This window comes from Pseudoalteromonas sp. CH_XMU1449-3, assembly GCF_037027245.1.
GTDB classification, from domain to species: Bacteria; Pseudomonadota; Gammaproteobacteria; order Enterobacterales; family Alteromonadaceae; genus Pseudoalteromonas; species Pseudoalteromonas shioyasakiensis.
The window spans coordinates 45,364-65,468 of the sequence record NZ_JAYMDY010000007.1 but is presented as its reverse complement, the minus strand read 5'-3'; the positions used below and the strand labels follow the sequence as shown (position 1 = coordinate 65,468).

18 protein-coding genes are annotated in these 20,105 nt (G+C 38.2%); 9 read left to right on the top strand and 9 right to left on the bottom strand.

The window, feature by feature from the left end:
• Positions 1-27 precede the first annotated feature (27 nt).
• A complete protein-coding gene (locus WA256_RS10445) occupies positions 28-408 on the top strand; it encodes a hypothetical protein (RefSeq protein WP_335991103.1) in 381 nt (126 codons plus the stop codon).
• 203 nt (positions 409-611) lie between these two features.
• Here WA256_RS10445 and WA256_RS10440 read toward each other — a convergent pair whose 3' ends face one another.
• Both WA256_RS10440 and WA256_RS10435 read right to left on the bottom strand, forming a co-directional pair.
• Complete coding sequence (locus tag WA256_RS10440) at positions 612-1,367, bottom strand: hypothetical protein (RefSeq protein ID WP_335991100.1); 756 nt, start codon at positions 1,365-1,367, stop codon at positions 612-614.
• A gap of 49 nt (positions 1,368-1,416) precedes the next feature.
• On the bottom strand, positions 1,417-2,280 hold the full coding sequence (locus tag WA256_RS10435) for a hypothetical protein (RefSeq protein WP_335991098.1): 864 nt from the start codon (positions 2,278-2,280) through the stop codon (positions 1,417-1,419).
• A 204-nt stretch (positions 2,281-2,484) separates the two neighbouring features.
• Between WA256_RS10435 and WA256_RS10430 the strand changes: the two genes are divergently transcribed.
• Positions 2,485-2,646, top strand: coding sequence for a hypothetical protein (locus WA256_RS10430; protein ID WP_335991096.1), 162 nt, complete (start codon positions 2,485-2,487; stop codon positions 2,644-2,646).
• Positions 2,647-2,864: 218 nt separating this feature from the next.
• Here the strand turns inward: WA256_RS10430 and WA256_RS10425 are convergent, their stop codons facing one another.
• Positions 2,865-3,302: a hypothetical protein gene (locus tag WA256_RS10425; protein WP_335991093.1), complete on the bottom strand. Its 438-nt coding sequence runs from the start codon at positions 3,300-3,302 to the stop codon at positions 2,865-2,867.
• Positions 3,303-4,373: 1,071 nt separating this feature from the next.
• Between WA256_RS10425 and WA256_RS10420 the strand changes: the two genes are divergently transcribed.
• From WA256_RS10420 to WA256_RS10400, 5 genes are read left to right on the top strand one after another with little or no spacing between them, the layout of a single operon-like run.
• Positions 4,374-4,769 (top strand): response regulator, encoded by a 396-nt coding sequence (locus WA256_RS10420; RefSeq protein ID WP_054553848.1) that lies wholly within the window; start codon positions 4,374-4,376, stop codon positions 4,767-4,769.
• Between the two features lie 7 nt (positions 4,770-4,776).
• Positions 4,777-5,670, top strand: a complete 894-nt coding sequence (locus WA256_RS10415) for an AAA family ATPase (protein ID WP_062564391.1) — start codon at positions 4,777-4,779, stop codon at positions 5,668-5,670.
• A gap of 3 nt (positions 5,671-5,673) precedes the next feature.
• Positions 5,674-6,633 carry a DUF58 domain-containing protein gene (locus WA256_RS10410; RefSeq protein WP_335991089.1) on the top strand — a complete coding sequence of 320 codons (960 nt, stop codon included), beginning with the start codon at positions 5,674-5,676 and terminating at the stop codon, positions 6,631-6,633.
• 2 nt (positions 6,634-6,635) lie between these two features.
• Positions 6,636-8,576, top strand: a complete 1,941-nt coding sequence (locus WA256_RS10405) for a transglutaminase family protein (protein WP_335991086.1) — start codon at positions 6,636-6,638, stop codon at positions 8,574-8,576.
• Between the two features lie 8 nt (positions 8,577-8,584).
• Positions 8,585-9,907, top strand: coding sequence for a Na+/H+ antiporter family protein (locus tag WA256_RS10400; protein WP_175081940.1), 1,323 nt, complete (start codon positions 8,585-8,587; stop codon positions 9,905-9,907).
• Between the two features lie 41 nt (positions 9,908-9,948).
• Here WA256_RS10400 and WA256_RS10395 read toward each other — a convergent pair whose 3' ends face one another.
• Positions 9,949-11,919, bottom strand: a complete 1,971-nt coding sequence (locus tag WA256_RS10395; RefSeq protein WP_062564395.1) for a response regulator — start codon at positions 11,917-11,919, stop codon at positions 9,949-9,951.
• A gap of 173 nt (positions 11,920-12,092) precedes the next feature.
• Here WA256_RS10395 and WA256_RS10390 point away from each other — a divergent pair, with 173 nt between their 5' ends.
• The gene (locus tag WA256_RS10390; protein WP_063529898.1) at positions 12,093-12,998 is read left to right on the top strand and encodes a gluconeogenesis factor YvcK family protein; all 906 of its coding nucleotides are present in this window, start codon (positions 12,093-12,095) and stop codon (positions 12,996-12,998) included.
• On the opposite strand, the gene WA256_RS10385 is transcribed toward WA256_RS10390, so the two are convergent.
• Positions 12,963-13,295 (bottom strand): Hpt domain-containing protein, encoded by a 333-nt coding sequence (locus WA256_RS10385; RefSeq protein ID WP_062564397.1) that lies wholly within the window; start codon positions 13,293-13,295, stop codon positions 12,963-12,965. The two genes, WA256_RS10390 and WA256_RS10385, sit on opposite strands and share 36 nt — an antisense overlap.
• Positions 13,296-13,315: 20 nt before the next feature.
• On the opposite strand from WA256_RS10385, the gene WA256_RS10380 reads away from it, so the two are divergent.
• On the top strand, positions 13,316-14,350 hold the full coding sequence (locus WA256_RS10380; RefSeq protein WP_335991076.1) for a glycosyltransferase family 4 protein: 1,035 nt from the start codon (positions 13,316-13,318) through the stop codon (positions 14,348-14,350).
• Here the strand turns inward: WA256_RS10380 and WA256_RS10375 are convergent.
• The 4 genes from WA256_RS10375 to WA256_RS10360 form a co-directional block, all read right to left on the bottom strand.
• Positions 14,319-15,773 (bottom strand): sigma-54-dependent transcriptional regulator, encoded by a 1,455-nt coding sequence (locus tag WA256_RS10375; RefSeq protein WP_335991073.1) that lies wholly within the window; start codon positions 15,771-15,773, stop codon positions 14,319-14,321. The genes WA256_RS10380 and WA256_RS10375 overlap by 32 nt on opposite strands.
• A 103-nt stretch (positions 15,774-15,876) precedes the next feature.
• Positions 15,877-17,334: a SpoIIE family protein phosphatase gene (locus WA256_RS10370; RefSeq protein WP_335991070.1), complete on the bottom strand. Its 1,458-nt coding sequence runs from the start codon at positions 17,332-17,334 to the stop codon at positions 15,877-15,879.
• A gap of 8 nt (positions 17,335-17,342) precedes the next feature.
• On the bottom strand, positions 17,343-18,041 hold the full coding sequence (locus WA256_RS10365) for a cellulose synthase operon protein YhjQ/BcsQ (RefSeq protein WP_063527518.1): 699 nt from the start codon (positions 18,039-18,041) through the stop codon (positions 17,343-17,345).
• Positions 18,038-20,104, bottom strand: a complete 2,067-nt coding sequence (locus WA256_RS10360) for an SLBB domain-containing protein (protein WP_335991066.1) — start codon at positions 20,102-20,104, stop codon at positions 18,038-18,040. Before WA256_RS10360 ends, WA256_RS10365 begins: the two co-directional genes overlap by 4 nt.
• Position 20,105 lies beyond the last annotated feature (1 nt).

Here is a 20,105-nt window from a genome sequence, read left to right as displayed (position 1 = left end):
GTTGTAGGTACATTACAAGGAATGACAATGAATTTTACAGCCGCTTACCGTATTTTTACTGCTTTATTCATGCTGATAGTAACTATTGGACTAGGCATGACACTGAATGATTTTACTTCGGTGATATACGTGTTCGTGCCGTTATTATTAATGCTAGTCAGTTCATTTATGCCGTTTTTTAAACAGAGAAAACTGCGATTAATGCTGTTTGCAGCCCCAATCATTATTCTTTACTGTTTTGGCTTTTACCCTTGGCTTACAAATTATCAAGAAGTCGCCGCTTCATCATCCACCTCAACCCTCGATTTTATCATCATCCCAGTGTGGGCTACCTTATATGGCGCGGGTTTTGTTGTATTGCATGAAATAGCGCTGGGTGTTGCTAGGGCGTTTGATTGGGGGAGGTGAGTAAGAAATCGCACCTTCAAGGCCATAAATCTCTGTGACGTTAATGTTTTTGTTTAAATGAGTTTGTTTATTCGGCACTATCTTAAAGTGAGAGCGTTTGGGTAAGGTTAGTGGTACTGTCATCGTTACCAGGCTTTAAGTAAAACACTGGTAACGAGTATAAAATTTAGGGGATTAGCTTTCGGCTGAAAAGGGGTTTACAGCTAATTAAATAGTTCACAAAAATCTTTGAGCTTTTTTTTATCATAGGGTTTTATTTTCAAATATTCGTTTTCATGTGCGATTAAAGCAACATCTTTCAAAAACTCTATTTCAGCTTCGATAGCAGGTTTATCATGCTTAAAAAATGTAAATTCAAGTACGCCTATTTTGAAAAATATCATTACATTGAAAACATGCTTATCTAACGTACCATACAAATTAAGTTTATATGCAGTTTTGTGTCTTTCATCACTAATTTGACGATACTGTTGAAATAAATAGGTTGCAGATACATTGAAGTTCACATCACAATTAGCAAGTAAATTGTATGTTTCTGTACAAACATCATTATCAGCTAGAATGTCAGTAACAAAGGAATCATAATATACGTTTAATGCTTCTACACACGATATAATAGGGACTTCATCTTCATCTGATATTTGCTTATTAAGTTTTCTCTTAAGATCATCCAAATAAGTTGATGTGGAGTCCATAAGAATATGGAAATTGTTATCGTAATTCTGCTGTTCTAATCCTAATTTCGTGTCCTTCCATGTTAAGTAGAGCAAAAAAATTGTTATGAACAAGAATATGGGAGAAAGTAAGTTGTTGAAGTAAGTTGCAGTGTCTATCCAATTTTTGAGTGGTGCATCAAAGTGGAAATCAAACCTTAAATAAAAGAACAATAAGGAAATAATAACAGAAGATAATGCAGCAAAAAGTGACCCTTTCGCATAGATGTTTTTATCATTTTTCATGATTATACTCTTAGACTTGACTTTTATTTGTGAATAAATCTTTTTTACTTTATGGTGCACTTTTAGAATTTTCCATAATTATTAAGTTGTTTTCTATTATAAGGCCCCAGGCTCTAGGTGAAAGGCCCTTCAGTAAAAGCTTACCTTCTGCATGGTTAAGCACAATATTTGCAATTTCAACAAAAACTGTGTTTAGGTCATTTTTTTTTGCAATTTCTTTAGAATCAAATAGGCTTGCTATTATTTCAAGGTAGAAAATCCAAGATAGCATACTCACTCGAGGGTAATATGTTGTTATTACAATTTTTTTGTACTTTTCTGAATTGATAAGCTGCAACAATAATCCCAAGGAAATTAGCTTTTCTCTATAATCAAAAAATAATTTTGAGTATGTAACTCCCTCCAATAAGTTACTTGAGTTTTCTTTTTTCATTTTGTTGATATGAGTGAAATGCTCTAGAAAGAAACTTTCTCTACTCATGTATTTTTTTAATATATTACTTTTTTCACCCTTGTAATTAATTCCCTCAATTGGATTTTTCTTGTCTGACTTGTGTACTGTAATATTATTTCCGACCATATGAATGCTTATTGTTTCTAAATCCAATTCTTTCAATGAGTTCATTAGTTGACTTATTAATTCTTGTAATGTTGAAAAGTTTTGTAAATTCAACTGTTCCTTAAGTGAATCCCTTGTTTGTGAAAGTTCAGCTTTGCTTGTTTGCCAAGTAAGGAAAATCAGAATAGAAGTTATTGCTAGTAATGGAGGTGTAAGAACCCCATTAAAATAGCTAGCAGTATTTACCCAATTTTCAATTGGTGTGTCGGGATTAAAGTTAAAATTAGAAAAGAAAAAACCGCAAAAAGTTAAAAACATTAAAACTAACGCTATCACATATATTGCAATACCCATCTACATTCCCTCGCTTAAAAATTCCTTTTTACACGAATCTCAATTACTTAACAACTAAGCAGCCCCACGTATAGAGCGGATAATTGCACCATTACTTTGAATGTTCGCTACAACAACACCCACCACTTCACGCGCAATGTCTTGGACAATAAGCTATTGGAAGAGCTTCTTAAGTTAGTTCAGGCATAAGGCATGGAGTAGGGCATGACAGTCGATGCAAACTCAATAAACTTACTTTTCATTGTTATTGTGCAAATTGGTGGTGCGTTCGCTACCGTTGCCGCATTAAGAACAGATATCACTTGGATAAAACAGGTAATTAAAAAACACGGTGAAGATATTACGAAACTACAGGATAAATTATAATAGCGTCATTAGGTAAATATTTAGCAGCCAAATTGCTAACAGAAGCATTTATAAAGCGTGTCTGTTTAGCTACCGCTAAGCACTTAGCGAGTAAGTCGGAAAACAAACTTGATGACGAGTTAGTAAGTGCGTTATCAGAAGCTTTAAATTAAATTAAAGTTTCTTCTGAAGGCTTTTAAACAAAAGCCCGCTAATACAGCGGGTTTCTTCAAATTTAATTAAACTAATCTGGCTTTATCGATTATTTGTATAGCACCATAACCCCGTGTAAGTACACTAGAACTTAAACTTAACCTTTTATGTGCTCTTGACGAACCCATCTCGAATAAACTTGGAGCTTCTTCCAGTAAATCTAAGAAATCTTTGATTACAGCATGTTCCAATAGATTTTCTTTTGGGGGGAACGTTATTTCCCTACAATATATAATTGCATTTAAAGCTCTCAAATGCTCTGAAATGCAAGTGTGTATATCATTGAATTCTTTATTGTTTTCTGCGATAAGGTATTCGCTAAAATAGCTCAAATCTGTTAGTTGATGTTCAAAATCATAAAGCACTTGAGACATATTATTTGCTTCATCTTTCCATAGATTAAAATCAAACTCTTCAGGTTTTCTATATTTTTCAAATAATGCACTTAATACAATTTTGTTCATGTCGACTAGCTCAGAAGAGAGTGGTCGCAATTGTGTTACAACGAATGACCTGAATTTTTCAGAGCCATTTCTGAGTCGATATATTAAATACTCCTTATATGCGAAAAATACAGCAGCAAGAGTAAAAACACCTCCATTGAAGCTACCAATTGAAGATAGAGAGTTAGCCGCCGATAGTTTTTCACTAATTATTAACCAAGTGCCGAAGAGTGAAAGTACACCAAGTAAGCACAAAAGTATCTTACTAAAATACTTAATATAAAAGTAAGAAAACGAAATTTTGGGTTTTATTTTCATATTTAAAAATGAGCTTAAAAATTGAGTGAAAAGGTTACAGTCAATATAGATGTTAGTAAATGGCCTGTATGGCCATTTACTATTTTTTATGCTGTTTTTTTATCTCCATACTTTAACACAATATCTTTTAAAGCAAGCTGATCACTCATTTTGATTAAGTCATTACAATTGATATTCAGCGTCTAGCTTACTTAAACCAAATCGTACAGCTATCCAATTTGATCTTGTAGGGCATCTACGTGGCTTTCGTTATTAGGAACAGCTTATTGTAAAAATAAATCATAGTTAATGAACTTAAAGGCATAACGGTTACAGGCAGTGAAAACAAAATTGGTTTTATATTTTTGTAAGCCATACAAGAAACACATTTCAAATCTAGGTTCGTAAAATTCACAGTTGTAGTCTTATTGAAATGAAGTAAGTTTGTTGAAAATTTACAAAGTAAAAATGAGCAGTTCATAAAAAGCTATAGAACCGTGAAAACCCAAATTAAGCAAAAAAGGGGCTAAAAAACCTTAAAATCTAACGACTAATGAGGCTGCTAATATACATAAATATGTTATTTAACATAATATAAATTATAGGAAGTAATGCATCTATACATAGCTATACCTATTCTCTGTGCATGTTAAGTCCAATACTAGACGGTATCGGACATTAAGATGGTGTTTTATCATATTATTCATTTTATTAGTGCTTGTTTCTTGAGCTTAGTTATCTCATGACTTATATTAAAACTATCAACTTGAGATGTAACGATAAGATGTAAACGATATGGAATTTGTGAAGCCGTTAGAACCTATTCTGATAATCGATGATATGCAAGATATCCGCGACTATCTAAATCAAATTTTAACTGGTCTTGGTTTTGACGATATTTTAGAAAGTCGAGATTTTGAATCAGCTAAAACCGTTATTGAAGAAAAGTCGCCTAACGTAATCTTTCTTGATATTGAACTACCTAATACTGACGGTACGGAAATTCTTGAATACTTAAATGACCGCCATCCCCATACTCATGTTGTTATGTGCTCTGGCCATAATAGTCTTGAGAATGTGCAAAACACCTGGGAATTAGGTGCTAAAGGTTTTATCGCCAAACCATTCAACGCAAAAAAAGTCGACTCTGTTATGAAACGTCTAGAATTGATGGAAACCATAACAAATTAAGTAGTTTATGAATTCGACAATCCAACTCATTATAGATGACCTATCAACGGTTATTTTTGGTAAGCAACAACAAATCAAACTCGCCTTAACGTGTTTATTTAGTGAAGGCCACCTGTTAATTGAAGATTTACCAGGCATGGGAAAAACCACTTTATCTCATGCACTTGCCGCAGTTCTTGGCTTGTCATATCAACGTATTCAATTCACTAGCGATTTATTGCCTTCTGACATTCTTGGTACAAACATCTTTGATGCTAAAGAACATAGTTTTTCATTTCATCAAGGCCCGGTATTTAGCCAAGTTGTATTAGGAGATGAAATTAATCGTGCAGGTCCTAAAACACAAAGTGCACTGTTAGAAGCAATGGAAGAAAAACAAGTGACGGTAGATTCGGTTAAACACGCCCTACCATCACCATTTTTTGTGATTGCTACGCAAAATCCAGTGCATCAATCTGGTACTTATCCGTTACCTGAGTCACAATTAGACCGCTTTTTCATGCGTATTAGTTTAGGCTTTCCTGATAAACAAGCTGAGAAAAACCTCATTTTAGGCCTAAACAATCGTAATTATGACGACTTACCTGTTCGTATTAATCCTGAGCAGCTTGCTGTTATTCAAAAAGAAATTAATAAAGTAACGATAAGCAACTCGGTGGTTGATTATATCCTTGAGCTAGTTGCGTTTACTCGCCAAGATAACCATTTTGTAAACCCACTATCTCCAAGAGCCAGCATTGCGCTTGCCCGAGCTGCAAAGTCATGGGCGTATATTGAAGGTCGTGATTTTGTAATGCCTGAAGATGTACAAGCGGTTTTCCCAAGCGTGACTGATCACAGGCTTGGCTTAAACGCTGGTGACAGTGGCTATGCACTTAAACATGTGCCTGTAAGCTTATAAAACATGTTTAAGCGCCCTGCTTTTATTGATCAATTTCGTCAGTCAGTTTTTAATAAGTTATTAAAAAATAAGCACAAAACCAACGAAATTGAGCTTCAACATAAAACGATTTATGTATTACCCTCAAAACTTGGTGGGCAGTTTTTACTAATTGCATTACTGAACTTTGTGATGGGCATTAACTATCAAAACAACCTGATTTTAGCCATGGCGTATTTAATGGTGGTTGTTTTGGTGTTTGCGATACTCACCGGCTATAAAAATGTGCGAGGTTTGTCAGTTAAATACCAGTCAGTAAACGAAAGTTATGCGCCAAAAGCCCCTATTGCGCTTTTTCAAATTCAAGCACAATCATACTGTGAACTTATAAAACTGATTAATGACAACCTTGAATCTGAAACTGTGTCACTACAAAGTAAAGAGAAAAAGACCGTTGAAATAGCGCTAAAATTCAGTGAACGTGGTGCATATGGCTTTGATAGAATCAAAATCATTAGTCACTTTCCATTTGGTTTGGTGTCTGTATGGAGTTATATAGAGCCAACCGAAACGGTTTATGTTTACCCTCAGCCTATCGCCACTGAAAAGCTTGATACTCAGCTCCATGACAATGACGTACATGACGGCGATAACGCACAAGTTAAAGCCGGTAATGATGACTTTTATCAGCTTACCCCTTTTGTGCAAGGAACAGCGCTTAATAAGGTATCGTGGAAACACTACGCTAAAACTCAGCAGCTATTAACGAAAGAATTTACCAGTGACGCATCACAGGAATTAGCACTTAAATTCAATATGTTGAGTGGCAATAATGAGCATAGATTAAGCCAGTTATGTTTTTTGGTTAATCAACTAACCGACCAACATATGGCGTTTTCGTTAACCTTACCCAATAAACACATTGCGAAAGGCCAAGGGATCAATCATCAAAAAGCCTGCTTGCAAGCATTAGCGGAGTTTTAATTTTGAAGACACCGCTTATAAATACCGTTTTATCACTGCTGTTTATTGTTACCAGTGGCTTTTTATTTACTGAAGTACCTACTCCATTCTTAGCCATATTGGCTGGCCTTAGCTTTTTAAACCTGTTTTTAGGTAAGTTTTATAAAAAACTAAATGGATTGGTGGCGAATATTTTGGCTGCGGTTTGCTTAGTTGCCTTATTTGTTCTGGTTGGCGTGGGCGATACGGTCAAGTTATTTGTATCCATGATGCTACTTGCTAGCAGCTTTAAATTGCTACAAGCGAAAACCGTTAAACAGTATCAAACCGTTTGTTTACTAGTATTTTTTAACCTTTCAACGGTGTATTTGTTTCATCAAGGGTTATTTGAAACCTTGGTAGTCAGTGTACTTTACATTGTTAACTTCGCGGTACTTGGCTATTTAACTAGCCCGCAAAGCTTTAAGGCCGCTAACAAACAAAGTTTTAAAACCATACTACTAGCCTTACCCATAGCGGCGTTTTTGATTTTATTTTTACCTAAAATTCCAGCGTTTTGGCAGCTACCGGGGCCAAAGCTTGCTAAAACGGGTTTATCAGAGCAAGTTAACCCCTTTTCTATTGCGAAATTAGCGGAATCTGATGACTTAGTTTTTCGGGTAGAACAACAGCCAGGGCAAACCTTACAAGCCCCCTATTACTGGCGCAGCCTTATTCATGATGAGTTTAATGGTAGTGAATGGCTAATATCGGACATTTTGAAGTCTCAACAATTTAACCCAATTCGCCGTACAATTACTCAAAGTAATAGCGTTAATTATCAGGTTATTGCAGAGCCCTCATCATCAAACTGGCTGTTTGGGCTTGGCTTTGCGCAAAGTGCTAATTCTGATGTGCACTCAACCTACAATGGCTTGTTAAAACGTAAAGGTAACTTAAACAAAAACATTAAATACGCGGTAACTAGTAGTGAGGCTAAGCTGAGCCTAAATGACTTTGAAAAACGCTTATATACCCGCTTACCGAAAACAACTAATCCGCAAACGACGGCACTGGCAAACGAGCTGGCTGCTGAGCATGAAAATGCGCAAGCTTACTTTAACGCGTTGCTTGATTACTTTAATCAGCAGCAGTTTGCTTACACATTAACTCCTACACCCATGAATGGTGATAATACGCTAGACCAGTTTGTGTTTGATACCAAACGTGGCTTTTGTGGTCACTATGCCAGCACCGCTGCATTTATGTTTCGTGTAGCCGGTTACCCTGCCCGTGTTGTGTCTGGTTATTTAGGCGGAGAACAAACTAAAGCCGCTACGCTGAACATTTACCAATATGATGCCCATGCATGGGTTGAAGTGTTCTTTGATGAAAAATGGCACATATTTGATGCTACCGCTGTTGTTGCCCCGGAACGTTTAAACGGTTCGTTATCACAACTGGGTGATTTAAACGAAAGCTTTAACGATAATCTTAACTTTGGTCTAAAACGCTGGAGCCATTTTAAAGCAATAAACTGGCTTAGAATTCATCTTGAAGAACTCGACTATAAATGGACTAACTGGGTGCTTACGTTCGACCAAGAATCACAACAAAGTCTATTTGATTCACTTTTTGGTAATAAGTCAGCATGGCTAACACCTTTAATTGTGTTAGGTACATTATTACTGAGCTTTACTGGCTATTTCTTATATAACAAACGCCCTATTCGAAGTAGAGAGCCGCTGGTTGATGACATCACTAAGCTTTACCTGTGGGCAAAAAAGCAAGGCATTGAGCCAGTTGATACCAACACGCCACTACAAAATATTGCTTTAATTAAACAGCAAAAGCCTAGATCAGAGGCATATTTAAGTGAGTTTGAGCAAATAATCATCGAAGTACGTTATCAACAGCAATCATATAACCAAAATCGCAAAAACCGCGTACGAGTTCTGTTAAACTCTCTCAAAACAGCCAAATAGAGAACAATATGAATGCAGTAATTGTCGGCGTTATGTTGATGCTGATCCTGACACTTTGTCGAATTAATGTCATTGTGGCGATGACGGTAAGCGCAATTGTAGCGGGTTTGACCGCAGGCCTTGGTTTATCACAAACCGTTAATGCATTTAATGATGGCTTATCGGGCGGCGCTGAAATAGCACTGAGCTATGCGATGTTAGGTGCATTTGCGGTGGCTATTTCTAAGTCAGGTTTAACACGTATTTTAGCGTCTAAGTTACTAAAGCAAGTGAACGAGAATAGCCATAAAGGCGAAACAACGCTTAGTTATCTTATATTAAGTATTATTTTACTGTGTGCGATTTCATCACAAAATTTGATACCCGTACATATCGCTTTTATACCAATTCTAATTCCGCCTCTACTTGTGGTGTTTAACAAGTTACGCCTTGATAGACGTGCCATTGCGTGTATCTTAACCTTCGGCTTAGCCACCTCTTACATGGTGCTACCTTATGGTTTTGGTGGCATTTACTTATACTCGATACTACACAAGAACCTCACTGAAAATGGCCTAGAAATTGTTAATACTCAAGTGCCGATGGCAATGATCATTCCAGCCATTGGGATGTTATTTGGTTTATTGGTTGCGGTGTTTATATCTTATCGAAAACGCCGTAGTTACGAGTCTCACAGCCTAACAGAGCAACAGCAAGAGGTTGTAATTGAGCAGCCTAAAAAGGTGTTAGCAGTGGGAATTACCGCCGTACTTTGTTCATTAGTGGCACAAAATATTAGCGGCTCTATGATCCTAGGTGGTCTTGTTGGGGTAGCTATATTTACCTTATTTGGTGTTGTAAAACTTGAGCAAAACGGCGATGTATTTAGCAAAGGCATTGCTATGATGGCGATGATTGGCTTTATTATGATTTCGGCGCAAGGCTTTGCTTCGGTGATGAAAGCAACGGGTGATGTTGCTTCATTAGTTAGCTCTGCTGCAGGAATGATTGAGGGTAACAAGCCACTTGCCGCAGCATTAATTTTACTCGTTGGCTTATTGATCACCATGGGCATTGGTAGCTCGTTTTCGACAGTGCCAATTATAGCCACCCTGTTTGTACCACTTTGTATGGAATTAAACTTTTCGGTCATGGCCACAGCTGCACTGGTTGGCACTGCTGGTGCGCTAGGTGATGCAGGCTCCCCTGCCTCTGACTCAACACTTGGCCCAACATCTGGCCTAAATGCAGATGGTCAACACGACCATATTTGGGATTCAGTGGTGCCTACTTTCATCCATTTTAATATTCCGCTACTTGTTGCTGGCTGGGTTGCGGCAATGGTGTTGTAGAGTCGAGTTACTTTTTGTTAAAAGCCCCATTTGGGGCTTTTTTATTGGCTAAACAAAATACGCAGTGCGCGGTTTAGATCATGAAAGCGAATGGGTTTTGTCAGCACTTTGTTCATCCCTGCTTCTAAGCAAGTGGCTTTATCTTGATGAGATGCATTAGCTGTTAAGGCGACAATGGGTAAAGTCATTTTTAATTCTTCACGCATGTATTTAGTTGCTGTAATACCATCCATCACTGGCATCATCATATCCATCAAAACTAAATCAAAGCTTTGCTGTTGTACTTTATCAATTGCTTGTTGGCCATTATCTGCAAGGGTGACATGGTGATTGAGCTTTTCTAAAAAGGTTTTTATAAGTACTTGGTTGGTTTTGTTATCTTCTGTAACAAGAATAGCCATTGGCTCAAGAGTTTGCTCATGTTCAATAGCTTGCTGATCATCGGCGACGATAGAGTATGGTATGTAAATATTAAACTTAGTACCAATATTGATTGCACTTGCCACTCTTATCTCGCCTTTCATTAAATCAACTAGGCTTTTGGTAATGCTAAGCCCAAGGCCAATCCCTTCTACTTGTCGATTTACACCGTAATCATGCTGTTTAAAGGCATCGTAAATGCTGGCTATTTGAGATTGAGAGATCCCCTGACCAGTATCTGCTATCTCAAATAACAAATGGGTGTCATTAAAATCGGCTCTGAAATTGACAGTGCCTACTTTGGTAAACTTAAAGGCATTATCTAAAATATTAAACAGAATTTGCCCGACCCGAACCCCATCGATATTAATTTTGTTTGGTAAGCCATCGCTTATCTCTGTGGTAAATAATACATTAGAGCCTTGAGTGGTTTCTTGAAACTGTGCAGTAATATTTTTAACCAGCGCATTTATATCTGTTGCTTTAACATCAAGCTCCATCGAGCCACTTTCAATTTTTGAAAAATCCAGTACATCACTGATCAAATCAAGTAATAAGTCAGCGCTTGAGTTTGCGTAATCGAGCCAACGTGTTTGCTTGTCATTAAGTTCTGAATCGGCTAACAACTCCAACATGCCTACAATGGCGTTCATAGGTGTTCTGATCTCATGAGACATCACCGTTAAAAACTGAGACTTTGCTTGGTTTGCTTCTTCGGCTTTTTCTTTTGCTAATTGTAGTGCTTGCTCGCGGTCTTTATTTACAGTGATATCTTTGGCAATACCTAAATAACCGCGAAATTTCCCGCTTGAATCAAATTGTGGCTTACCACTCAAAGAGACCCAGGCCGGAGGCGACGAATTAACTTCAAATTCAAAATCTAAAAATTCAGCATGATCTGCCAGCAAGTGTTTAAAGTGTGACCATTTTTTTAACTGATTTTTTTCCTGCTCAGTGATGATGGCATCGAAATTTTTATGTAAAAAATGGCGCTTGTATAAGTTACTGTGGCTGGCGGTAGTTAAAACATTAATAAAGTGCTCATCTTTATTAGTACGCCAAAACCATTCGCTGGCGAAGTCTCTGAATAACTCAGATAACTCGCCTAGTCTTGTTAGTAAAGAGGTTGAGTGAAACTTTTGCCTGTTAAGCCTTGTTTGCGCAGCTAATTGAACCGCTACTTGCTGTAATAAGATTTTAATTGCGGTTTGTGATTTATCATTAAAACTAGCCTGCTCTTTTATATCGAAAAAGACCAAACACTGCGTTGTGTGTTCAGAGATATCAACATGAAAAATTAGATTATTTACGAACTCATTACTATAAAACAGTGAGTTATCTTCATTAAATAACCACTGTGACTGCGCTTGTTGTAACTTTGACTTTAATATTGTTTCGTCAAATTCAATGTACTTAATAGTACGCATTTCGAGGGATGCTTTTGAATCTTCGAAGTTTATTAAGCAAAACTCTTTAAACGAAAAATATGGCAGAAGCACTTTTTCAAGTTGAGCTTTTAATGCACGGCTATCGTTTATGCCATGAAATGCCGTTAGCTCAAGTTGTAATTGCTCTAAGTTTAACTCTGCCATTGCCATTCCTAGTTAATATTGCATCGCATATTGCAAATATAGAAAACAGTTCTCAGTTTAGCCATAAAAATATCAAAATAAATTATTTAAATTTCATTGTGTTATATAAATCCGAACACTTGGTACGGCCCATGCTAACTAAATATTAATCAAGTTTAACCAAGGTGACTGTTATGAAAATAGTATGCATAGGCGGCGGACACGGTTTATCCCATATGTTAAGTGCAATTAGACCTCACTGCGCCGAACTGACAGCTATCGTTGCAACCACAGACAACGGCGGAAGCACAGGTAAATTACGTAAAAGCCAAGATGTAGTAGCCCTTGGTGATATTAGACGTTGTTGTTTGCAATTAGCTGATAGTGACTCATTAATCCATCAAGTTTTTCACCACCGTTTTGATGGTGGTGAACTTAATGGTCACAGCCTTGGTAATTTAGCCTTATTAAGCTTAACCCAACAAACTAACTCAGCAACTCAAGCGGTTGCATGGTTCAATGCCATGTTGGGTAATTCAGAAACGATTCTACCTATGTCAGACGAACCGACTGATTTACTAGCGGTTATGTCATCAGGCATCAAAGTATTTGGTGAATGCGATATTGATTCACAAGAAGAGCTCCCAGACTATTTAACGCTCTCACAAGATGTGAATGCTGCTCCTGGTGTGGTTCAAGCTATTGAAAGCGCCGATATGCTAATAATTGGCCCTGGAAGTTTAATTACCAGTGTAATGCCTGCCATGTTAGTTGAAGACATAGCTAAAGCGGTGCAACAAACATCAGCATGCCGATTATTTATCGAAAATATTGCCAAAGAAGCCAGCGTAATTAAATCGCTCGATATGCAACCGGTTGATTGGCTCGAAGGCATGCTTGGTTACCGGTTTTGTGACATGAGTATCTCTTTAGATGCGCTTAGTGAAATTGTGTCTCACTTTGACGATGTTGTTAAATCGCCAAACCAGCAGCACGACATTGAGCAGCTAAGTAATGTATTTGGCGAAATATTAAAAATGCCGTTAAGCCTAGAAGCTGAGCAACTAGTCAGTAGCAATCAAACTTTGCGCGTGAGTTAGCGTTTGTGCAAATTGGTCTTGCAGTAAGGCTATTAAGCTTTGTAATTCATCGTCATATTGTGATGTCTTCGCTTTTTGCTCAATTTGTTCTGCAAGGCCGCCTACGGCTAATGCCCCGTAACTACGGCTACTGCTTTTTAAACTGTGGGCATTTATTTCGATTTCGGACTGTTTCGTTGCGTCAGCAAGATCTGCAACGATTTGGCGGGACTCAGTGATATATACCTGCAAAAGTTGTTTTGCTAGGTCGTCACCAACATCCTGTTGTAATTGCGTAAAGGTCGCAGTATCTATCATGGTCTCACCTTGGAGTGAATATGAAATATAGTGTTATTTTATTCGTAGATTCAAGCTTAATTGGTGGCATCGAAAGCCATTTGATTGCCATGAGTAAGCTATTAGAACGATATAATATTATGAGCTCGGTACTATTTTATCAAGATCATAATAACCGTGAATTATATAAGCGCTTAGAAAATGCAAATATCACTTTCGGTTTTGCTGGCGGAAATTTAAAAAGCTTGAACGAAATACTAAAAATGTTTCCTCGCTCAGCGTTACTCCATACCCATGGGTACAAGGCAAGTATCATGGGCAAGTTAGTGTGTCGCTGGCAAAACCGCCCTTGTATTTCAACTTATCATGCTGGAGAAGCTGGCACGGGTAAGGTTTATTTTTACAATAAGCTCGACAAATTGCTAAGTTACTTTTCACTTAACTTTGCTGTTTCTAGCAAACTCACAGAAGAGCTTTACAATGCTGAATTACTTGAAAATTTTATTCAAGTAAATGAGCCTACTAAAGTTTTAGGTCTAAAAAATAATGATCAATTAAACGTTGGATTTGTTGGTCGTTTATCCCATGAAAAAGGCCCTGACATTTTTATTGAAACAGCCAAACGATTCAACACACCTAACTTAAAATTTCATATGTTTGGTGATGGCCCTATGGTCAATGAGCTTGATATGTCAGGGGTGAGTTATCATGGCCAGTGTGAGCAACAACAAATATGGCAACAACTTGATGTATTGGTGATCTGCTCTCGTGCTGAAGGTCTACCTATGGTGGCATTAGAAGCAATGGCACACGGGGTACTCGTTATTGCATCGCCTGTTGGTCAGTTACCACAGATAATAAAGCACCTATCAAATGGGTTAATGATGACTGAAAGTACAAGCGATGCTTTGCATAAACAGCTAAACAACGTACTTATGTTGAGTGTAGATCAAAGAAGTTACATGCTAGGCAATGCACAAAGACTTATTAAACAACGTTTTTCTGGAGAGGAGCAATTTAAGCAGCTAGATAGAGTCTATAACTCTAGCTTACTTGCATCTCTTCCCAGCTTTTAATTTTACGATAAATCGTAGATGGACTCACATCCAAAAGAGCGGCAGCTTTAGGTATATTGTTATCACAAGCATCAATGGCTTGCTCAATATAACGTTTTTCTACCAGCCAAAGCGGTTCAATATCGGCTTGAGAAAATGCTGTTGCAACTTCGCTGATGACTGGAGCGGCTTCCATTGATGGTGCTGCAAAACTTTGTGACGGCATCACCTCTGGGGTTACAGCATTAACCGTTGCTGCGGCTGGTTGTGATTGATTTTGTGCATTTGGTAATGCTGGGATCATACTCGCTTCAATGTAGGCTTCATCATGCAAAACAAGAATGTTACGTATGGTATTTTCTAATTGGCGAACATTACCAGGCCAGCCATAGCTCAAAAATAGATTTTTAACGCCTTCTGACATGCCTTTGTATGCACGGCCTTCTTCTTTACTTATTTTTTTAAATAATGCATCGGCAATTTCGATCACATCTTTGCCACGCTGATTCAACGGCGGTAAGGCAATAGGGATAACATGAAGGCGATAATATAAGTCTTCACGAAAACGGCCTTCTTGCACTTCTAATAATGGGTCGCGGTTGGTGGCGCATACAAAGCGTACATCCACTTTAACTTCTTTTTCGCTGCCTACTTGCTGGTAACAACCGGTTTGTATAAAGCGCAGTAGTTTACTTTGCAGATTGATGTCCATTTCACATAGTTCATCTAAAAACAACGTACCACCATCAGCTTGTCCTGCGGCACCTTCGCGATTGGCAATCGCGCCAGTAAATGCGCCTTTTAAGTGACCGAATATTTCACTTTCTATTAAATCTTTGGGTATTGCTGCACAGTTAAGGGCTACAAAGGGTTTATTCGCACGCGGTGACGCTAAATGTACCGCACGGGCGCAAAGTTCTTTACCGGTACCGCTTTCACCAGTAATAAACACAGTGGCTTTACTTGCCGATGCTGATTTTATGATTTGGTAAACAGATTGCATTTCTGATGAGCTACCAATCAAATCATAATATTTACCGTTCTCGTAAGTTGTTTGATAGCTTTTGACTGTTTGTTTTAAATCTTTAAGTTTTAATGCGTTGTTTACTGTAATGCGAAAACGATCGGCTTCGATTGGTTTTTCTAGAAAGTCACTGGCCCCGAGTTTGATGGCTTTTATTGCCATTTCTTTAGTGGCATGCCCTGTTAAAACAATCACTTGTGGAGCTGAGTCTGGGTCTAAAGAGGATAAAATATCTAGCCCGTTCATATCAGGCAGCATAACATCTAAAATCACTAAGTCAGGCTCAAACTCCTGTAATGCAACGACGGCTTGCTCACCATTGTAGGCAATGCGTGTTTCGACCCCGGTTGGGATCAAATATGATTGGTACATCAGCGCTAGCGATTCTGTATCTTCAACAATGAGTATTTTAGGTGGCATTACAGACTTCCTTTATTATCGTTTTATGCTGAGATAAAGTGATTATTTAACAGTTCCTTATTAGTAGCTTAGTGCGTATTTGACCGGTTTGTAAACTCAAACTTTAGTGTTTATTGATCACAATTAACGAGGCATCGTCTATTTCAGCAGTTAACTCAACTTGGCTTGCCTGCCAAAGTGCATAAGCAAACTCTTCACTTTGCACATTTTCGTCAGTTAATTTAGTAATAATTTGGTCTACATCACTTAATTGCTGATTATCAAGCCAACCATCGGTGAATAATAAAATGTGTTCAACGTCATTCAAGTCATAACTATAATGTTGATAAACATGATCATCACTAAGGCCCAGTAAGGGATCAGTGCCGCTTAGCTGGATCAATTTACCATTTTTGGTTATCACACAGGGGGCTGGATGACCTGCGTTAAACCAATGAAGTGTGTTATTTTCAATAAAACTTATTAGTAAAGTGACTAAACTAGTTTTACATAAACGCTGTTCATACAGGGCTTGGTTCAAGGTTGTTAAAACGTTTTGTATCGGGATTTCTGTCGCTAAACAGCCACTTAAAAAGCCCTTTATGGCAAAACTTTCTTTTAGTGCTGTTATACCGTGCCCCATCATATCGCCAATAATCACGGGCGCTTGTTGCTGGTGGGGATACATGCAAAAATCTCCTCCATTTTGGCTGATAATGGAGCCAAAATTATAGGTATTAAACCCCCCTATTTTTTGCCTTGTTTGCATACGCTCTTCATTAATTAAATACTTTAATGCAGAAAAGCGATGCACAATGCGCTCGATACTTTGCAATAAGCGAGTTTTGCTTACGGGTTTTACTAAATAATCATCAACCCCTAACAGGTTTATACGTTTTATAAGTTCTTCACTGTCATCACCTGTCAGCATAACCACAGATAAATTAGTTTTTAGGTTGGATTGATTAAGCTTTTTAAGTAATGGCTCACTGGTGCCATTTTTAAGTTTATAATCGAGCAATAAAATTGTTGCCCCAGAGGTGAGAATTTCTTGCCAACCCGATTCACTGTCTTCGCAGCAAATAACCTGAAAATGCTCAGATAAATAAGCATTCAGCAAAGCAAGTTGTGCTTTATCATCGTCTATGTAGATAAGCGTGGGTCGCTTATCGATATTGGTTAAACAAAAAGAGAATGTATTCTGTTGGCCAACAGTTTTATAACAAGCGTTTGGAAAGTAATGCTTGATGAGGGCAACGCCCATGCCCCCTTCCACTAACTCGCCACTGTCTAATTGCCACCCTGATGCTTGTTGATTAAATAAATCATAGCTTGGCATGCTGTCTTTAAATTCAATTAAAAGCTGTTTATCGGGCAGTTTATGCATAGCAAACTGCACATGCATTGACGTTTCTTGGCTATGGCGTAACAGATTAGTTAGGTACTCGGTTGCTACTAACCCTGCAGCATCAATATCTTGATTTTTAACACTAATCGCTGTTAAAACATGTTTTAAAATATGACGAATCTCACTAACTGTAGGCCAGTCTAAACTAAATGATTTTTGGTATAAGCAGTCCATACAGGTTCTCAATAAGGTAAAAACAACCAACGCTGTTTAATAACTTTGTTTAATAAGTACTCTGTGAGTTTAGGCCATTTTGGTTGAAACGCTTTGAGCGTTTTCACGATGCGGCTACCCAATGGAGCAAACTGATGCTGAGCGACAACAATTTTTACGTTATTAACTCCAGCGTGTTCTAGATTTGCCATACCGTGACATAGAGCTTCTTCGTCGTTATAACCAAGTGATACCGTTAAAAATGTCAGTTCGGTACATAAACTAAGCGCATGCAGCGGTACATTGCCGCGATTACATTTAAGAGCTGGGCTCATATCTAAAAAAATATAGTCATACTCTTGTTTTATGCGTTCTATTGCATCATTTAGTACGCTTTTATTTTTCACCGATTCAAGCTCTTTAAGGTGCGCCATGGTGAGCAAGTCTACCTGCTCTGTATTGATGATATTCAGCTGACACGAAATATCGCTGAAGCACCAAGACTCAGGGGTTTTTGGCTCATCAAACTTAAATGGATTTAACGGATTTAAGTCGATAATAAGCACTTTGGCAGCTTGCAAACTTAAGCGCTGTGCAACACTAGCACAAAGTGATGTAGAGCCTTCGTTACCGGTTAACGAAATAAAGCAGATGCAACGGGCTTTACTGTTATCTATTTCGTTACACACGGCTTCAAGTTCTTGGTATTGCGCTGGTATTAGTTTCATAAGCCCACCACTAAAGCTACAACAGTAATAAAGTCTAAGAAGTTTGATTTAAACTGGCTCATTAAATCTTGGCCTTTGTCTGGTACATATAAAGTATCGCCAGCACGTAACACAGGGATATACGCTGAGTTAGGGTTTTTAACGAATTCTTCTAAATCAAATACACGAGACTGTTCTTTACAACATGAATGATTTACCACCACGATTTTGTCGATAAGCGCTGAGCTTGATGGGCCGCCCGCTTCTGCTAATACGTCAAGTACCGTCATGGTGTCATCAAAGCTGTAACGACCTGGCTTTTCAACAGCACCCATGATGCGAACTACTTGCTCTTTTGGCGTACGTAACCAGTCTTTATCTTTTTCTGGGATATAGATGGTATCGCCCGGTAAAACATGTGGAAATAAGGTTTCATCACCGGTTTCAAAATACAGTGCAAGGTTTAATTTACTGACTCTTGCTGCATTTCCGTTACGATGAGTAATACGAATATTGCGTAAGTCAGCGTTATCTGTAGGGCCATCAGCAGCGGCTAAAATGTCGATAAAGTGCATATTAGTATTAAATGCATAGCGACCTGGTGAGCCCACCTGCCCCATAATGTAAATAGACTTGCTTGATTCTTGACGGATCCATTGAGATTTATTGTCTGCAGGGTCAACCGGTAACTCTTCAACAATAATGGTGTCGCCAGCCATTAAATTTGGCAGTTCATATTTGCCCGAATCATTAATAGTGTATTGCTCTAAATCGAAACGTTTGGTCACATCACCGTTTCTTACAATTTTAATATCATTGATATTGGCACCCTTAGTTGGGCCACCGGCATGCGCAAGTAAATCAGTAAAGTCCATTTCAGGGCTCCACTCATAACGGCCCGGAGATAAAATGGCACCAATAATTTTGATGGCACGTTTTGGCGGTACTTTTAACCAGCTTTTTTCGTTTTGATCGGTTTTCTCTGGTACAAAAATCACATCGCCTGGGTTAAGGCTTGGCACTTTTACTGTGACTATTCCTTCGCTGTAACCTTGTAAGTCAAATAAGATGCTTTCGCCTGCTGGAGTTAAGATTTTAATCTGACGAGTTTCAGCAAAACGGGTTGGGCCACCTGCATTAGCCAGAATATCTAAAAAGCTGGTGCTTTCGCCTGCTTCATAAGCGCCCGGCTTTTGTACTTCGCCCATGATATAAACTGTTCTTGAAGTGGTATTTACATCATCAACCATGATAGGCACATAAATAGTAGAACCCGCTTTTAGCTCAGGCATAGTGTCGTTATTAGGTTTATCTAAATACGCTTTTAAATCGAACACGACTGGGGTTTTATCGACGATAACGCGAATTTTGGTTACATCTGCATAGCGGGTTACACCCTCAGCACGCATTAGCGCATCGAGTACACTCATGTTTTCTTTAAATGAAAAGCTACCAGGATTGTGCACCTCGCCAAGCAAAGTAATAGCACTGTTATCACTTGCATCACCTGATGCACTTAAGGTTTGTGCATCAAAGTCAATTTGTACGTTACCTAACAGCGGAGACACTGGCACAAAGACAGTGTCAGAGCTTTGTAATGCTGGTAATAAGTCAATGTTGCCTGAATCTAAGTATGCTTTATAGTTAAACTCAATCATCTCGGTGCCACGGCGAATTTGTAAACGGTCTAATTGAGCGCCTGGTTTTAAGCCGCCTGCACGGGCGATGACCATTTGAATGTTGCCATCTTTAGGAATACTTACTTGTGATGGGTCGTTCACATAGCCCATAACATTGATAAAAATATCTCGTGAATGAATTTCGACATAAAAGTCATCCATCGCCACATACATTTCACTTAATGCTGTGCGTAGCTGGCTTTGCACATCATCTAGCTGTAAGCCTGCTACTTTAAAACGACCTAGCTCTGGTAAGGTAATAGCACCTTCTTTATCAACTTCAAACGGTTCGCTAAATTCAGCTTCGCCTGGTAGGTATAAGTAAAGTTTATTACCGACTTCAATCTCTTCTGCGAAAGTAGGTAACGCGAATATAAGTAAGCAAAGTAAGATTAACTGTTTCATG

What these genes read in the sequence shown, in the direction of transcription:
- WA256_RS10400 (WP_175081940.1), top strand. Translation starts at nt 8,585, where the DNA reads ATGAATGCAGTAATTGTCGGCGTTATGTTGATGCTGATCCTGACACTT.
- WA256_RS10430 (WP_335991096.1), top strand. Translation starts at nt 2,485, where the DNA reads ATGACAGTCGATGCAAACTCAATAAACTTACTTTTCATTGTTATTGTG.
- WA256_RS10410 (WP_335991089.1), top strand. Translation starts at nt 5,674, where the DNA reads ATGTTTAAGCGCCCTGCTTTTATTGATCAATTTCGTCAGTCAGTTTTT.
- WA256_RS10395 (WP_062564395.1), bottom strand. Translation starts at nt 11,919, where the DNA reads ATGGCAGAGTTAAACTTAGAGCAATTACAACTTGAGCTAACGGCATTT.
- WA256_RS10370 (WP_335991070.1), bottom strand. Translation starts at nt 17,334, where the DNA reads ATGGACTGCTTATACCAAAAATCATTTAGTTTAGACTGGCCTACAGTT.
- WA256_RS10415 (WP_062564391.1), top strand. Translation starts at nt 4,777, where the DNA reads ATGAATTCGACAATCCAACTCATTATAGATGACCTATCAACGGTTATT.
- WA256_RS10365 (WP_063527518.1), bottom strand. Translation starts at nt 18,041, where the DNA reads ATGAAACTAATACCAGCGCAATACCAAGAACTTGAAGCCGTGTGTAAC.
- WA256_RS10360 (WP_335991066.1), bottom strand. Translation starts at nt 20,104, where the DNA reads ATGAAACAGTTAATCTTACTTTGCTTACTTATATTCGCGTTACCTACT.
- WA256_RS10440 (WP_335991100.1), bottom strand. Translation starts at nt 1,367, where the DNA reads ATGAAAAATGATAAAAACATCTATGCGAAAGGGTCACTTTTTGCTGCA.
- WA256_RS10445 (WP_335991103.1), top strand. Translation starts at nt 28, where the DNA reads ATGAATTTTACAGCCGCTTACCGTATTTTTACTGCTTTATTCATGCTG.
- WA256_RS10425 (WP_335991093.1), bottom strand. Translation starts at nt 3,302, where the DNA reads ATGAACAAAATTGTATTAAGTGCATTATTTGAAAAATATAGAAAACCT.
- WA256_RS10390 (WP_063529898.1), top strand. Translation starts at nt 12,093, where the DNA reads ATGAAAATAGTATGCATAGGCGGCGGACACGGTTTATCCCATATGTTA.
- WA256_RS10385 (WP_062564397.1), bottom strand. Translation starts at nt 13,295, where the DNA reads ATGATAGATACTGCGACCTTTACGCAATTACAACAGGATGTTGGTGAC.
- WA256_RS10375 (WP_335991073.1), bottom strand. Translation starts at nt 15,773, where the DNA reads ATGCCACCTAAAATACTCATTGTTGAAGATACAGAATCGCTAGCGCTG.
- WA256_RS10420 (WP_054553848.1), top strand. Translation starts at nt 4,374, where the DNA reads ATGGAATTTGTGAAGCCGTTAGAACCTATTCTGATAATCGATGATATG.
- WA256_RS10380 (WP_335991076.1), top strand. Translation starts at nt 13,316, where the DNA reads ATGAAATATAGTGTTATTTTATTCGTAGATTCAAGCTTAATTGGTGGC.
- WA256_RS10435 (WP_335991098.1), bottom strand. Translation starts at nt 2,280, where the DNA reads ATGGGTATTGCAATATATGTGATAGCGTTAGTTTTAATGTTTTTAACT.